We start from the raw sequence: 14,684 nt of genomic DNA, 5'->3' as shown, positions 1-14,684 counted from the left end.
GGCTGGAGACTTCGCTTCGGGCCCAGGCGTCGTAGCCGGGGACTTCGCTTCGGGCCCAGGGGGCGTCATGGCCGGGGACTTCGCTTCGGGCCCGGGCGTCCTGGCTGGGAACTTCGCTTCGGGCACCGGCCTCGCCATGGTCGGGTGCTTCGCTGCGGGCGAGGGCGTCGCCGCCGGGGGCTTCGCTCGGGGCGACGGTGCCGGTATCGGGGGTTTCGTCTGTCTCGTCGGGTTCGTCGTCGTGGAAGGCTGGGAATCGGGCGCCTGTGCGGCCGATGCCCTTGGTTCGTTTACGCGACCGCCGCCTGCCGGCGGTGGCCGAGTTCTGCGAACCGTCGTCTCGTGTCATCTCCGCCCCGCTCGGGGAACTCCGGGTCGAACCAACCCAGCACGATACGACGGATTTCGGTGGCTTCGGTGACAACCGTGTTTCCGGCACGTTCCGCGCCCGATAACCGGGGGCATCGCGATTCGGCATGGCACGCGGAAGCCTTGTGGGGCAACGAAGTCACACGCGATGGCAGTAGGCGGGAATTCCGCGCGTCGCGGGAAAAAAATCAGGCGTGCCGGGTGGTAATGACGACAGCACCGCCCGCCCTGGCACGGTGCCGGGGCGGGCGGTGCTGGTCGTGTGCTGGTTGAACTAGAGCAGGTCCTGAGCGCGCCTCGCTCGTCTGGCTGCCCACGCCGAGAGCCTTTCCCAGCGGCGTGCGGAGTTCAACCGGCGGCCCAGGCGCTGCTCAGCAGCGTCCTGTTCCGCCTCGCGCATTCGTTCTCTTGCCAGATTTTCGTAGAGCAACATTGTCTTGGTTCCCTCCGGGAGGATCAGATCGAGATGGTTGGCCGGTGTGGCGACCTGGTGGCGGGTCATGCCGCTGCCTCCTGTGCACGGGCAGCACGCTCGGCCGCCTCACGAGCGACGTCCTCCTTGCGCGGACGGCCACGCGGCCGCTTGCGTGCGATGACCACGCCGCGCTCGAAGATCTCGCCACCCCACACGCCCCACGGCTCCTGCCGCGCAAGCGCGCCGGCCAGGCACTCCGAGCGGACCGGGCAGTCCACGCAGAGCCGCTTGGCCTGCTCGAGGTCGGACGGGGTGTCGGCGAACCACAGGTCGGGGTTGTCGCCCGAGCGGCACGGCAGGTCGAGACCGGCCGAAGGTGCCACGTCGAGCAGTTCGCTCACGCCGAGAAGGTCCGGTGGTGCCCCGCGCTCGAGCGGGACAGTCGCGGTACTCATCAGGGTTTTCTCCTTGTAGGTGTTCTCTTGTCGCGGTTTGACCTGAAAAAACACGAAGGCCGCGGATCCGTTTCCGGGTCCGCGGCCTTCGTGAGCCTTGGTTCTTGACCTGTCGGTCAAGGCCTTCGCTCGTGAGGTGGAGCGGACACAATGGACGGGAGATCGATGGTCTGGGTCTGCACGCGGACAGCCGTCAGCTCGCGGGCGAACCGCTTGCGCTCGACGATGACCGGCAGGTGGGCAGCAGCCATGGCACCGCCACCGAAGACAGACGGGTGCCCCGAGGACATGGGGTAGCCCGGGGTGCACTTGATGAGAGTCAAGTTCCTCACGATGGCCACCTCCCCACTGTCCTAGAGATCTTCAGGCCCTCCCGGCCTGGCTTATGCAGGCTATTAGGCCCGATCAGACCCGCGCAACAGGTTTTTCGGGACTTCTTCCCGATGCGTTACACGTCACCCGATCGGTCGGTGCCCGCGAGCAGCGCGAGCACCTCCGATCCGAACTTCTCGAGCTTGCTCGCGCCGATGCCCGCGATGGACACCAGCGCCGACGAATCGGCGGGCCGCTGCTCGGCGATCGCGGTCAGGGTGGCGTCGGTGAACACCACGTACGCAGGCACTTTGAGCATCCTGGCGCGCTTGGCCCGCCACTCCTTGAGCCTCGCCAGCAGGTCCTCGTCGATGTCCGCCGGGCAATTCGGGCACCGGCCGAGCTTGGTCGCGACCGCCCCGACGAGCTGCCTGCCGCACACGCGGCACAGCGTCGGCGCGACGCCGGCCTGCTGGCGAGCCCGGGTGAGCCGGGACGTCGGGTGGTCCTCGGGGATCAGCCCGTAGAGGAACCGGCTCCGGCGGCGCGGGCGGCGGTTGCTCTCCGAACGCGTCAACGCCCACGAGAGTGACAGGAACTGCCGCGCGCGGGTGACGCCGACGTACAGGAGCCGCCGCTCCTCCTCGATCGCCGCGTCGTTGCCGTCGGCGTGCAGGATCGGCAGCGTGCCCTCGACGAGCCCGACGAGGAACACCGCGTCCCACTCGAGACCCTTCGCCGCGTGCAGCGACGCGAGCGTGACGCCCTCGACGGTCGGCGGGTGCTGGGCGCGGGCCCGCATGTCCAGCTCGACGACGTACTGGGCGAGGTCCGCGCCCTCGACGGTCGCGGCCAGCTCCTCGGCCAGTTCGACCAGCGCGAGCAGCGACTCCCAGCGTTCGCGGGCCGCGCCACCGGTGGGCGGCTCCTCGGTCAGGCCGAGCGGGGTGAGCAGCTCGCGCACCAGCTTCGGCAGCTCACCGGTCGGCTTCTGCGCCGCCGCCGTGCGCAGGGCGGCCGTCGCCTGCCGCACCTCCGTGCGCATGAAGAACCGTTCGCCGCCGCGTACCAGGTAGGGGATCTCCAGCTCGGACAGCGCCTGCTCGTAGGTCTCCGACTGGGCGTTCACCCGGTAGAGAACGGCGATCTCGCTGGCGGGGGTGCCGGAGTCGAGCAGCTCGGAGATCTTCCGCGCGACCGCCGCCGCCTCCGCCGCCTCGTCCTCGTGCTCGGCGAACGCGGGCGCCGGGCCCGGTTTGCGCTGGCCGATGAGCTTCAGCCGCGACCCGGCGGGCCGGTCGCGGGCGGCGCCGATCACCCGGTTCGCCAGCGCCACGACCTCGGGGGTGGACCGGTAGTCCCGCTCGAGCCGCACGACCGTGGCGTGCGGGAAGCGGCGGGTGAAGTTGAGCAGCGGGCGCGCCGACGCGCCCGCGAACGAGTAGATCGTCTGGTTCGCGTCACCGACCACCGTCAGGTCGTCGCGCTCCCCCAGCCACGCGTCGAGCACGCGCTGCTGCAGCGGCGTCACGTCCTGGTACTCGTCGACGACGAAGCAGCGGTAGCGGTCCCGGAACTCCTCGGCGACCGTCTGGTGCTCCTCCAGCGCGGCCGCGGTGTGCAGGAGCAGGTCGTCGAAGTCGAGCTGGTTGGCACGGGTCTTGAGCGACTCGTACCACCGGTACACCTGCGCGACCTGCTCCGCGGGCGCGGGCGGCTGCCTGCGCAGCTTCGCCACCTCGGCGGCGTAGTCGTCCGGGCTGACCAGCGACGCCTTCGCCCACTCGATCTCACTGGCGAGGTCGCGCAGCACCTCGGACTCGGTGCCGGCACCCGCCTTGTGCGCGGCCTGGCCGACCAGCCGGAGTTTGCCTTCGAGCAGGTCCCACTGCTGGCCACCGACGACCTGGGGCCAGAAGTACCGCAGCTGGCGCAGCGCGGCGGCGTGGAACGTGCGTGCCTGGGCGCCGTGGATGCCGAGGCCGCGCAGCCGGGTCCGCATCTCCCCCGCCGCCCGGGCCGTGAACGTCACGGCGAGTACCTGACCTGCGGCGACGTGACCCGAATGGATGAGGTGCGCGATGCGGTGGACGATCGTGCGGGTCTTGCCGGTGCCCGCGCCGGCCAGGACGCACACCGGTCCCCGTGGCGCGCGGATCGCGGTCAGCTGCTCGGGGTCGAGTCCGGTGTCGCCCTGTTCGCCGGAGGAAACAGCTACCGCACCCATGCCCGGCATCCTGACAGATCGGCGGCCGGAAGCGTTCGACGGACACGGGGTGCGGCCGCCCGAGTCGAGTGCTAGGCGGGCCCCGTATCCTGGTATTCATGGCTCAGAAGGTGGACAAGGCAGCGGCCGCCGAGGCGAAGAAGGCCCGGAAGGAAGCTTCCAAGGCCAAGCGCAAGCAGATCTTCCAGGCGTTCAACATGCAACGCAAGGAGGACAAGGCGCTCGTGCCGCTGATGCTGCTCGCCTTCGTGGTGGTGGCGGGCGCGTTCTTCGGGCTGGGCCTCATCTGGGGCATCCACTGGTTCCTGCTGCCGGTCGGCATCGCGTTCGGCCTGCTCGCGGCGGTGATCCTGTTCGGCCGCCGGGTGCAGAAGAACGTGTACTCGAAGGCCGACGGCCAGCCGGGCGCGGCCGCGTGGGCGCTGGAGAACATGCGCGGCCGCTGGCGGGTGACGCCGACGGTCGCGGGCACCACGCAGCTCGACGCCGTGCACCGGGTGCTGGGCCGCCCGGGGGTCGTGCTGGTCGCGGAGGGTGCGCCGCACCGGGTGAAGACGCTGCTCGCGCAGGAGAAGAAGCGGGTGGCGCGGGTCATCGGCGACACCCCGATCTACGACTTCATCGTCGGCAACGAGGAGAACCAGGTCCCGCTGCGCAAGCTCCAGCAGACGATCATGAAGCTGCCGAACAACCTGAAGCCCGCGCAGATCGACACGATCGAGAAGCGCATGTCGGCCCTCGCGGCCCGCGGCGCCCAGCTGCCGAAGGGCCCGATGCCGCAGGGCGCGAAGATGCGCAACGTCCAGCGCACGATTCGCCGCCGCTGAGCAGATCCTCCAGAATTGTCGGTGCCTCGTGAGAACGTGGCCGGCGGACAGGAAGGAGACGCCATGACCATTCAACCGCTGGATGAGTTAGACGACGGCTCCGTCCACCTGCTGACCATCGGGGAGTACGCCGCGCTCGGCGAGACCGAGCACGGCTACACCGAGCTCGTTGAGGGCCGTCTGTTGATGTCACCAAGTCCCGCGTTCAAGCACAGCCGAGCTATGGGCAGGCTGTACTCGGCGCTGGTCGAACAGGGTCCGGCGGAATTCGAAGCCGTTCAGGAGCTGGACGTGGATCTCGGACTCGTGCCGCCTGACGAGCCGGGGTCGAGCCGGCGTCCCGACATCATCGTCGTCCGCCAGGAGTTCGGCGATCGGCTTGCGGAGGAAGGCGGCATCGTCCCGGCGTCCGAGGTTCTGTTGGCCGTGGAGATCGTTTCGCCGAGTTCGAAGCGGATCGACCACGTGCACAAGCGCAACGACTACGCCGACGCCGGGATCCCGAACTACTGGATCGTCGACATCGACGAACCGATCTCGTTGACGGCGTGCCGGTTGACCGAGCAGTTCGGGTACCAGGACGACCAGACCGCGACCGGGACCTTCCGGACCGACGCGCCGTTCCCGGTGGAGATCAACCTCGACCGTCTGGTGTGACCGCCGGGAGCACGGCCCGGACCGCGGTGCCGGTCCCGTCGCTCTCGTAGGAGAACTCGCCGTCGATCTCGCGGGCTCGTTGCGCCATGAAACGCAGGCCCATGCCGTTCTTGCCCGGGTTCGGGGGCACGCCGACGCCGTCGTCGCGGACGGCGACCGACAGGCGGCCGTCCGACAGGGCCACCGTGATCTCGGCGCGGGTGGCCTGGGCGTGGCGGACGACGTTGGTCAGAGCCTCCGCGACGATCCGGTACGCCGCCACCTCCACCTGCTTCGACAGCGGCGACAGCTCCGTCGGCAGCGTCGTCTCCACCTTCAGTGACGGGCCGGACAGGAACACGGCCAGTTCCCGCAGCGCGCCCGACAGGCCGAGCGCGTCGAGCTCGGGTGGGCGCAGGCCGTGGACGACCCGGCGCAGCGTGCGGAGCGCGTCGTCGATGCCCTGCATGGCGCGGTCCATGAGCGCGCCCGCGCCGGAGTCGGCGGGCAGCTTCGCGCGGACCGCCTCGATCTGCAGGCGGGTGCCCGCGAGGGTGGGGCCCACGTTGTCGTGCAGTTCGCGGGACAGGCGGGACCGTTCCTCCTCCCGCGCCGTCACCACCTGCTCGCGGGAGCGCAGCAGTTCCTCGTCCAGGCGCAGCGCCGCGACCACCGGCGCCACCTGGTCGGCCAGGGACGCAAGCGCTTGCGCCATGCGTTCGTCCAGGTAGGGGTGGCCGTCGGACGGGAGGATCATCAGCTGGCCCACGCGCACGCCGCGGTACCACAGCTCGAACGTCTCGGGGTTCGCGCCGCCGGACCGGTCCATCGACCCGACCTGCGCGAGTCGCCGCAGGCCGCTGTCGGTCTCCAGGTCCAGGCGCGCCATCCGCAGCCGCAGCGACCGCACCAGCTGCTCGCACACCACGGCCGGGACCTCCGCCGAGTCGAGCTGGTCACGCATCCGGTTGCCGAGCCCGACCGCCAGCTCCACCACGTCCACCCGCCGCCCCCACAGCATGGTCCGCACCCGGCGGATCAGCAGCAGCGTCACCGGGAACAGCAGAGCGCCGGTGACCCCGACCGCCAGCACCGACCCCGGCACGACCGACGGGAACAGCGCGGCCAGCGCCGCGAACCCACCGAGGTAGCACGCCAGCAGTGTGCCGACGGTGGCCACGCCGACGATCCCGCGCCGCACCGTCTGGTCCAGGTCGTACAGGCGGTCCCTGGTCACGGCCACCGCGATGGCCAGCGGCACCAGCACGAACGCCAGCACCTCCAGCCCGCGGTCCAGCACCAGCGGCAGCTGCCCGGAGATGCTGTCGCGCACCACCGCCTGCACCGCGCCGAACGCGTACGCGCACAGCAGCAGCGTCATCCGCCGCCTGCGCACCCCGGTCGCCCGCAGCCACCGCCACACCAGCCCGCCGACGGCGAGGATCGTCGCGGCGAGCAGCAGGTACTGACCGGTCGTGAGCAGCGGCGCCGCCAGTGCGGGCCGGGCCAGCGGGTTCACCACGGTCCGGGTGCCGACGAAGTCGGCGTCCTCGAACGCGAGCCCGACGCAGTACACGACGGTGCCGACGGCGGTCAGCGCGACCGCCCACCACCAGCGGCGGCTCGGCAGGCGGCTGTCAGGGTAGATCATCGGCAGCAGCGTGGTGACCGCCCAGATCGGCGGCGCCCACAGCCACGCCTGCAACCACATCAGCACCGGCGACCCCGATGCTCCGGTCAGGACCGTCAGGAGCAGGCCGGTGCCGTCCCACGCGGCGATCGCGAGCATCGTCCAGCCGAGCGCGTTGCCGGGTTTCTGCCACACGACCAGCACGCCCATGGCGGAGAAGAAGACGGCGACCGCGATGTTCAGCGGCACCGGGTCGTACGCCGAGTACCCCCAGCCGTCGTCGATCTGCGTGCGCACCGCGGACGCGATCGCGGTCCCGAGGCCGACCGCACCCAGTGCGACGGCCAGCGAGAGCACATGCCCACGCCGGCGGCTGCGCATGTCGGCTCCTCAGGCAGCGGTGATCTCGACCAGCCGGGAAATCGTAATTGGTCTGACCGGTGATCCACAGCGCCCTAACGGGTGCGCACGACGACCGTCCCGGTTGCCTTGTCGTGCAGTCCTCGGCCGTCCGCGTCGCCGATCGCCGCCGGCAGGAGCAACGCGGTCAGCGCCGTGCGCGGCACCGCGCGGAGCGGGCCGACCATCGGCTTGCCGTCCAGGCGCACGACCCGCAGCCCGAACAGCGCCTTCCCGGCCGTGAACCCGAACAGGCTGATCATGACCGAGGTGATCACGAACCACACCAGCACGGACAGGTAGTTGAACTGCTGCATCACGTCCGGCCGGTTCACGTCGACCTCGACGAACAGGCTGGTGACCAGCGCCATCAGCGCGAGGTCGACGAGCAGCGCGAGCAGGCGGACACCGCGGGTGGCGATCGACCCCGGGCCCTCCTTGGGGAGCCCGAGCCGTTCACCCGGCCACTCCTGCGGGTCGTCACCGGTCTCACCGATGCCACCGGACAGCCACGACCCCGTCACCTTGCTCACGGCGTCCAGGGTAGGACGTGTCGCGTTCGGGCCATGAGACTGGCATGCTCGACCTCGGCTCGGCCCCGCCGCGCGTCGTTAACACCGGCGAAACATCGGGGTGATGGCCGGGCAACACCGCACTCATAGCTTGACCGCGAGCGCCCCGGAGTACCAGGTAAGGAGCCAACGAGCGTGTTCAAGAATTCCGACGAGGTCCTGAAGTTCATCTCCGACGAAGAGGTGAAGTTCGTCGACGTCCGGTTCTGCGACCTCCCGGGCATCATGCAGCACTTCACCGTGCCCGCGCAGTCGTTCGACCAGGGCACCATCGACGACGGCCTCGCGTTCGACGGCTCCTCGGTGCGCGGCTTCCAGGAGATCCACGAGTCGGACATGCTGCTGCTGCCCGACCTCGCGACGGCGCGCGTCGACCCGTTCCGCGTGGAGAACACGCTCATCCTGAACTTCTTCGTGCACGACCCGCTCACCCGCGAGGCCTACAGCCGTGACCCGCGCAACATCGCGCGCAAGGCCGAGCAGTACCTGGCCGAGTCCGGCATCGCCGACACCGCGTACTTCGGCCCGGAGGCCGAGTTCTACGTGTTCGACTCGGTGCGGTTCGACTCGGCGGAGAATGGCTCCTTCCACGAGATCGACTCGATCGAGGGCTGGTGGAACACCGGCGCCGACGAGGAGGGCGGCAACCGCGGGTACAAGACCAAGTACAAGAGCGGCTACTTCCCGGTGCCGCCGGTCGACCACTTCGCCGACCTGCGCGACGAGATCTCGCTGAACCTGATCAACGCCGGTTTCACCGTGGAGCGGGCGCACCACGAGGTGGGCACCGCCGGTCAGGCCGAGATCAACTACAAGTTCAACACGCTGCTGCACGCGGCGGACGACCTGCAGCTGTTCAAGTACATCGTCAAGGGCACGGCGTGGGAGGCGGGCAAGACCGCGACCTTCATGCCGAAGCCGCTGTTCGGTGACAACGGTTCCGGCATGCACTGCCACCAGTCGCTGTGGAAGGACGGCGAGCCGCTGTTCCACGACGAGTCCGGCTACGCGGGCCTGTCCGACACGGCGCGCCACTACATCGGTGGTCTGCTGCACCACGCGCCGAGCCTGCTGGCGTTCACCAACCCGACCGTGAACTCGTACCACCGGCTCGTGCCGGGCTTCGAGGCGCCGGTCAACCTGGTGTACTCGCAGCGCAACCGCTCCGCGTGCGTCCGCATCCCGATCACCGGTGCCAACCCGAAGGCCAAGCGCATCGAGTTCCGCTGCCCCGACTCGTCCGGCAACCCGTACCTCGCCTTCTCGGCGATGGTGATGGCCGGCCTCGACGGCATCAAGAACAAGATCGAGCCGCCGACGCCGATCGACAAGGACCTCTACGAGCTGCCGCCCGAGGAGGCCAAGGACGTTGCCACCGTGCCGGCGTCGCTGGACGCGGTGCTGAACAACCTCGAGAAGGACCACGAGTTCCTGCTGGAGGGCGGCGTCTTCACGTCCGACGTGATCGAGACGTGGATCAACTTCAAGCGCGAGAACGAGATCGACCCGCTCCGCCTGCGCCCGCACCCGTACGAGTTCGCCCTGTACTACGACGTGTGATCCAAGCCGATCCCACGGACACAGGCCGGCGGTCGAGGGGAGAACCCCGACCGCCGGCCTGTTCTTCGTCTACGGGGCGAGCAACACCGACGTGTCGAGGCCGGCCGACTCCAGGGCCGCGCGCGGGTCCGGGAACAGCTTCCGCGCGTCCAGGTCCATCACGCCGAACACGCCGTACATCTCGGCCGACAGGGTGCCGTCCGCCTTGACGATCTCCTGTTCCAGCGTGAACGTCTTGCCCGTGCCGAACTTCGCGCGGCAGGTGACGTCCACCACGTCGTTGCCGCGCAGTTCGCTGCGGAAGTTGACCGTCGTGCTCAGCAGGACCGGGCCCACGCGGCGCCGCATCAGCTCGTCCCAGTCGCAGCCCGCCTCGGCGAACGCCTTCATCCGCGCGACCTCGCCGTACTGGTGGTACACGGCGTGGTTCACGTGCCCGAGCGAGTCCAGCTCGTAGCCACGCACCTCGATCCTGGTGCTGAAACCCATGAGCCCACCTCAGTCGTCGTAGAAGATCCGTTCCACCACACCACGGGCGCGGCGCAACGTGCGACGGTATGAGTCGAGGAACTCACCCGGATCCGCCTCCACGTCCTGCCGGATCACCGCGGCGACCGCCGCCAGCTCCCGGCCCGACGTGGGCGGCTGGTCGGTCTGCTTGCCGCGCACCAGCGTCGCCGCGTTGCGGACGCGGGTCGCGAGCAGCCACGACTCCCGCAGCGCGGTCGCGTCGACCTCGTCGACCAGGCCCGCCTCCACCGCGGCACCCAGGCAGTCCACCGTGGACGTCGTGCGCAGACCCGCGTGGGCGTGCGCGTGCCGCAGCTGCAGCAGCTGCACCGTCCACTCGATGTCGGCGAGACCGCCGCGGCCCAGCTTCGTGTGCGTGGCCGGGTCGGCGCCGCGCGGCAACCGCTCGGTGTCCACCCTGGCCTTGATGCGGCGCACCTCGCGGACGCGGTCGGCGTCCAGCCCGTCGGCCGGGTAGCGGATCGGGTCGATCAGCTCGACGAACCGGGCGCCGAGGTCGTCGTCGCCGGCGATCGGGCGGGCACGCAGCAACGCCTGCGCCTCCCACACCTCCGACCACTGCGCGTAGTACGCCCGGTACGACTCCAGTGTCCGCACGATCGGGCCCTGCCGCCCCTCCGGCCGCAGGTCGACGTCCACCTGCAGCGGCGGGTCCTGCGACGGCGACGACAGCAGCTTCCGCACGCTCTGCGCCACCCGCGACGCGTACTTCACCGCGTCCTCGTCGGACGCGCCGTTCGCCGGCTCGCACACGAACAACACGTCCGCGTCCGACCCGTACCCCAGCTCCGCGCCACCGAGCCTGCCCATGCCGATCACCGCGATCGTCGCCAGCCGGCCGCCCGCGGCCACCGCCTCGGCCCGGTCCACCGCGGCCAGCACCGACTGCAGCACCGCGGCCCACACCGTCGACAACGCGTGGCACACCGACAGCGTGTCCATGAACCCGAGCAGGTCCGCCGACGCCACCCGCAGCAGCTCGTGCCTGCGGAACGACCTGGCCGCGGTCACCGCGTTCGGCAGGTAGCCGTGCCGGTTCACCGCCTGCCGCAGCGACCGCGCCACCTCGTCCGGGTCGCGGCCCGCGAGCTTGTCGACGTCACCGAGCAGCTGCAGCACCTCGGGTGCGCGGGCCAGCAGCTCCGGCACCATCTTCGACGTGCCGAGCAGCTGCGCCAGCCGCTCCACGACCGCGCCCTCGTCCCGCAGCACCCGCAGGTACCACGGGGTGGCGGCGAGCGCCTCGGACACGCGCCGGTACGCGAGCAGCCCGGCATCCGGATCGGGGGTGTTCGCGAACAGGTCCAGCAACGCGGGCAACAACGCGCTCTGGATCGCGGCCCGCCGGGACACACCCGTGGTGAGCGCCTGGATGTGCCGCAGCGCGCCGTCCGGGCCCGCGAAACCCAGCGCGGCCAGCCGTGCCTCCGCCTGCTTGGCCGACAGCCGCAGCGCCTCGGTGGGGACGCGGGCCACCGCCTCCAGCAGCGGCCGGTAGAACAGCTTCTCGTGCAGCCTGCGGATGCGGCGCACGTGCCTGCGGAAGTCCTCGAGCAGCACCTGCGACTCGGGTTTGCCGCGCGCGGGCTTCACCCCGGCGGCACGCGCGAGCCAGCGCAGCTCGTCGACGTCGGTGTCGGCCGGGAACAGGTGGGTGCGGCGCAACCGCTGCAGCTGCAGCCGGTGCTCGAGCGTGCGGAGGAACCGGTAGCTCTCCCCCAGCTCGGCCGCGTCCGTGCGGCCCACGTACCCGCGGTCCCCGAGCATCGCGAGCGCGTCGACGGTCGACCCGAGGCGCAGCGCCTCGTCGTTGCGGCCGTGGACGAGCTGCAGCAACTGCACCGCGAACTCGACATCCCGCAGACCGCCGCGACCGAGCTTCAGCTCGCGGTCCACGATCTCGGACGGCACGTGTTCCTCGACGCGGCGGCGCATCGCACGCACGTCGTCGACGAAGTTGTCGCGGTCCGCGGCCGTCCACACCATGGGGCGCACGGCGTCGAGGTAGTCCTGGCCCAGCTCGGGGTCACCGGCGATGGGCCGGGCCTTCAGCAGCGCCTGGAACTCCCACGTGCGGGCCCACCGCTTGTAGTAGCTGACGTGGCCGTCGAGGGTGCGGACCAGCGGGCCCGCCTTGCCCTCCGGGCGGAGCGCTGCGTCGACCTCGAAACACGCATTGGTGGCGACCCGCATCGTGGTGGTGGCGAGCCGGGTCGCGACGTCCAGGTCGCCGTCGGCGACGAACAGCACGTCCACGTCCGACACGTAGTTCAGTTCGCGGCCGCCGGTCTTGCCCATCGCGATGACCGTGAACCGGCACTTCTCGCTCGCGTCGCCCACCTCGGTCTCGGCGACCTCCAGCGCGGCGCGGATCGCGGCCTCGGCGAGGTAGGTGAGGCGGGCGGTGGTCTGCTGGTAGTCGAGGCTCGGCAGATCCGGTTCGATGAGGTGCGCGAGGTCCTCGGCCGCGACCTCCAGCAACAGCCCGCGATAGGCGGCGCGGAGTTCGCGGACCGCGTCGGACAGCGTCACGTTCTCGACAGCGGCCAGCAGCGCACCCGGGTACTGCACGGGTGAGGTCTGCCGGTCGGTGAGCAGCCTGCGCCACTCGCCGGGCCGGGCGATGACGAAGTCCCCGAGCGCGGTCGACGCGCCGAGCACCGACAGCAGCCGGGCCCGCAACCCGCGGTCGGTCGCGAGCGCCTGGTTGAGCCCGGACCAGCCCGCCTCGTCGCCGGTGCGCATGCGGTCGACCGCCAGCAACGCGAGGTCCGGGTCGGGGCTGCGGGACAGGGCGACGAGGATCGGCTCGTACTCCTTCACCGGCGCGCCGTCGGCCCACCAGCCCGCGGCACGCAGGTGCTCGCCCGCACGGTCGTCGGTGAGGCCGTAGCGGGCGATGGAGACGACGGAACGAACGCGGTCGGCCATGGCGTCAGTGCTGGATCAGCGGCAGCGGCGTACCGGCGGCCGCGGCGAGCTCACCGGTGACGAGCTTGACGAACTGCGCCGCGAACGGCCGCCACGTCTCCTCGAGGTCGGCGTGCGCCTGGACGAGCCGGTCGTGCGACAGGTCGCCGGGCCGCGCGAACTCGGCCGTGTGCGGGGCGTTCGCCGCCCAGCTCTCCACCAGCTCCGTCGTCGTCTCGATGTGGAACTGCAGCCCGTAGACCGCGCGGCCGACCCGGAACGCCTGGTTCGGGTAGAGCGTCGACGCGGCCAGGAGCGACGCCTTGGGCGGCAGCTGCTCGATCACGTCGGAGTGGAACTGCATCACGTCCGGCATGAACGGCAGGTCCGCGAACAGCGGGTCGTTCCAGCCGAGGTCGCGCTTGGCGACCAGCAGCGGCCCCACCTCGGGCCCGTCCGGTCCCGTGACGACCCGGCCGCCCGTGGCGACGGCGAGCAGCTGCGCGCCGAGGCAGATCGCGAGCGTCGGCAGGCCCTTGGTGGTGGCCTCGGCGAGGAGGCGGCGGACGTCCGCGAGCCACGGGTGGTCGAGGTCGTCGTAGGCGCCCATGTGACCGCCGAGCACGACCATGCCCTGGTGGTCGTCGGTGTTCGCGGGGATGTCGCCCGGCTTGCGAAGGTCCAGCTCGGCGCCGGCGTCGACGAGCCAGTCACCGAGCGGACCGATCGGGTCTTGCTCGTCGGGCTGGATGACGAGCAGGCGTGGAGGTGTCACGTTGTCGAGGGTAGCCGGGTGAATTCGAGCTCCGTCGCGTCGTACACCGGGCGGTAGCCGATCTTCTGGTAGATCGAGTTGGACACCGGGTTCGTGAGGTCGGTGAAGAGGATCACGTCACGGGCGCCCGCGTCCATGGCGTGCTGGGACACGGCCGCGGTGACCGCCGAACCGTAGCCGTGCTCGCGGTGTTCGGGCGGCGTGTAGACGGGGCCGACGCGGGACATGCCGCCGATGGGTGCGCTCGCGACCGCCCATGAGACGGGCACACCGCGGTCCTCCCACAGGATGATGCTGTCGCGGTTCTCGAACATGCGCCGGACGGACGCCGGCCCCTCCTCGGGGGCGCGCTGGAAGCCGAGCGCCTCGATCTCGAAGTCGCCCCGCCACCGCACGAGCAGATCGAGGTCGTCCAGGGTCGCGTCGCGCGCCCGGCCGGGGACGGCAGGCGGCATCAGGTCGTCGAGGCGGAACAGCCGGCTGGACATCGTGACGTTCGTCGTACCGCCGGTGCGCCGTGTCCACGCCTCGGCCACGGCGTGCGCGTTCTCGACCGGGCCGCTGACACCGGGCAGCTCGGGGTCGGCTTCGAGCCACTGGGTGAGGAAGCTGTCGAGGAGTCCGGGATCGGTCGGCAGACCGGAGACGATGACCGGCCACGGCGGTGTGCGAAGTGCCACACCGACGAGTTCGCCGTTGTCGTGGAGGGTGCCCATGAGGACGGGCTTGTCGCGCCGCATGCCGATGAACCGGGCCATGACGGTCAGCGCGACCGTGTGCCGCAGGGTGTCAGTGCCGTAGAACGGATCGGCGAGCGCTGTGAACGCCCGCGGATCGTCGTACATCCGCAGGTCCATGCCCAAGGGTGCCGCGTGCCGTTCGTCACGGTCCACTCAATTATCCGGGCATGCCAAAAGGGCCCCACTGTTACCAGTGAGGCCCTTTGGAAAGGATGTCCGGCGGTGTCCTACTCTCCCACACCCTGGCGAGTGCAGTACCATCGGCGCTGGTGGGCTTAGCTTCCGGGTTCGGAATGGGACCGGGCGTTTCCCCACCGCTATAGCCG

12 protein-coding genes and 1 rRNA gene are annotated in these 14,684 nt (G+C 70.5%); 3 read left to right on the top strand and 10 right to left on the bottom strand.

The window, feature by feature from the left end; translation table 11 throughout:
* Positions 1-643 precede the first annotated feature (643 nt).
* From ACYQ77_RS05845 to ACYQ77_RS05835, 3 genes are all read right to left on the bottom strand, one after another.
* Complete coding sequence (locus ACYQ77_RS05845) at positions 644-871, bottom strand: hypothetical protein (RefSeq protein ID WP_459708192.1); 228 nt, start codon at positions 869-871, stop codon at positions 644-646.
* Entirely contained in the window at positions 868-1,239 is a 372-nt protein-coding gene (locus tag ACYQ77_RS05840) for a WhiB family transcriptional regulator (RefSeq protein ID WP_459708190.1), read from the bottom strand. The genes ACYQ77_RS05845 and ACYQ77_RS05840 overlap by 4 nt, the downstream gene beginning before the upstream one ends.
* A 448-nt stretch (positions 1,240-1,687) precedes the next feature.
* On the bottom strand, positions 1,688-3,778 hold the full coding sequence (locus tag ACYQ77_RS05835) for an ATP-dependent DNA helicase UvrD2 (RefSeq protein WP_459708188.1): 2,091 nt from the start codon (positions 3,776-3,778) through the stop codon (positions 1,688-1,690).
* Positions 3,779-3,876: 98 nt separating this feature from the next.
* On the opposite strand from ACYQ77_RS05835, the gene ACYQ77_RS05830 reads away from it, so the two are divergent.
* Both ACYQ77_RS05830 and ACYQ77_RS05825 read left to right on the top strand, forming a co-directional pair.
* Entirely contained in the window at positions 3,877-4,605 is a 729-nt protein-coding gene (locus ACYQ77_RS05830; protein ID WP_459708186.1) for a DUF4191 domain-containing protein, read from the top strand.
* 63 nt (positions 4,606-4,668) lie between these two features.
* Positions 4,669-5,262 carry a Uma2 family endonuclease gene (locus ACYQ77_RS05825; protein WP_459708184.1) on the top strand — a complete coding sequence of 198 codons (594 nt, stop codon included), beginning with the start codon at positions 4,669-4,671 and terminating at the stop codon, positions 5,260-5,262.
* Here ACYQ77_RS05825 and ACYQ77_RS05820 read toward each other — a convergent pair.
* Together ACYQ77_RS05820 and ACYQ77_RS05815 are read right to left on the bottom strand one after the other, a co-directional pair.
* Positions 5,240-7,252 (bottom strand): sensor histidine kinase, encoded by a 2,013-nt coding sequence (locus ACYQ77_RS05820; protein ID WP_459708183.1) that lies wholly within the window; start codon positions 7,250-7,252, stop codon positions 5,240-5,242. The two genes, ACYQ77_RS05825 and ACYQ77_RS05820, sit on opposite strands and share 23 nt — an antisense overlap.
* Positions 7,253-7,326: 74 nt before the next feature.
* Positions 7,327-7,803: an RDD family protein gene (locus tag ACYQ77_RS05815; RefSeq protein ID WP_459708181.1), complete on the bottom strand. Its 477-nt coding sequence runs from the start codon at positions 7,801-7,803 to the stop codon at positions 7,327-7,329.
* A 174-nt stretch (positions 7,804-7,977) separates the two neighbouring features.
* Here ACYQ77_RS05815 and glnA point away from each other — a divergent pair, with 174 nt between their 5' ends.
* Complete coding sequence (glnA, locus tag ACYQ77_RS05810) at positions 7,978-9,402, top strand: type I glutamate--ammonia ligase (RefSeq protein WP_459708180.1); 1,425 nt, start codon at positions 7,978-7,980, stop codon at positions 9,400-9,402.
* Positions 9,403-9,471: 69 nt separating this feature from the next.
* Here the strand turns inward: glnA and ACYQ77_RS05805 are convergent, their stop codons facing one another.
* The 5 genes from ACYQ77_RS05805 to rrf all read right to left on the bottom strand — a co-directional run.
* Positions 9,472-9,891 (bottom strand): acyl-CoA thioesterase, encoded by a 420-nt coding sequence (locus ACYQ77_RS05805; RefSeq protein ID WP_459708178.1) that lies wholly within the window; start codon positions 9,889-9,891, stop codon positions 9,472-9,474.
* A 9-nt stretch (positions 9,892-9,900) separates the two neighbouring features.
* On the bottom strand, positions 9,901-12,864 hold the full coding sequence (locus ACYQ77_RS05800) for a bifunctional [glutamine synthetase] adenylyltransferase/[glutamine synthetase]-adenylyl-L-tyrosine phosphorylase (RefSeq protein WP_459708176.1): 2,964 nt from the start codon (positions 12,862-12,864) through the stop codon (positions 9,901-9,903).
* Positions 12,865-12,868: 4 nt separating this feature from the next.
* Positions 12,869-13,618 carry a type 1 glutamine amidotransferase gene (locus tag ACYQ77_RS05795; RefSeq protein WP_459708175.1) on the bottom strand — a complete coding sequence of 250 codons (750 nt, stop codon included), beginning with the start codon at positions 13,616-13,618 and terminating at the stop codon, positions 12,869-12,871.
* Positions 13,615-14,511, bottom strand: a complete 897-nt coding sequence (locus ACYQ77_RS05790; protein WP_459708173.1) for a GNAT family N-acetyltransferase — start codon at positions 14,509-14,511, stop codon at positions 13,615-13,617. The genes ACYQ77_RS05795 and ACYQ77_RS05790 overlap by 4 nt, the downstream gene beginning before the upstream one ends.
* 61 nt (positions 14,512-14,572) lie before the next feature.
* Positions 14,573-14,684: ribosomal RNA gene (gene rrf, locus ACYQ77_RS05785) — 5S ribosomal RNA — on the bottom strand; the annotation flags it as partial.

The organism is Actinophytocola sp. KF-1 (assembly GCF_054661535.1).
Note: the sequence above shows the minus strand (reverse complement) of the source record. Positions and strands in the feature narration are given on the sequence as shown.

What these genes read in the sequence shown, in the direction of transcription:
- ACYQ77_RS05830 (WP_459708186.1), top strand. Translation starts at nt 3,877, where the DNA reads ATGGCTCAGAAGGTGGACAAGGCAGCGGCCGCCGAGGCGAAGAAGGCC.
- ACYQ77_RS05805 (WP_459708178.1), bottom strand. Translation starts at nt 9,891, where the DNA reads ATGGGTTTCAGCACCAGGATCGAGGTGCGTGGCTACGAGCTGGACTCG.
- ACYQ77_RS05800 (WP_459708176.1), bottom strand. Translation starts at nt 12,864, where the DNA reads ATGGCCGACCGCGTTCGTTCCGTCGTCTCCATCGCCCGCTACGGCCTC.
- ACYQ77_RS05835 (WP_459708188.1), bottom strand. Translation starts at nt 3,778, where the DNA reads ATGGGTGCGGTAGCTGTTTCCTCCGGCGAACAGGGCGACACCGGACTC.
- ACYQ77_RS05845 (WP_459708192.1), bottom strand. Translation starts at nt 871, where the DNA reads ATGACCCGCCACCAGGTCGCCACACCGGCCAACCATCTCGATCTGATC.
- ACYQ77_RS05825 (WP_459708184.1), top strand. Translation starts at nt 4,669, where the DNA reads ATGACCATTCAACCGCTGGATGAGTTAGACGACGGCTCCGTCCACCTG.
- ACYQ77_RS05840 (WP_459708190.1), bottom strand. Translation starts at nt 1,239, where the DNA reads ATGAGTACCGCGACTGTCCCGCTCGAGCGCGGGGCACCACCGGACCTT.
- ACYQ77_RS05820 (WP_459708183.1), bottom strand. Translation starts at nt 7,252, where the DNA reads ATGCGCAGCCGCCGGCGTGGGCATGTGCTCTCGCTGGCCGTCGCACTG.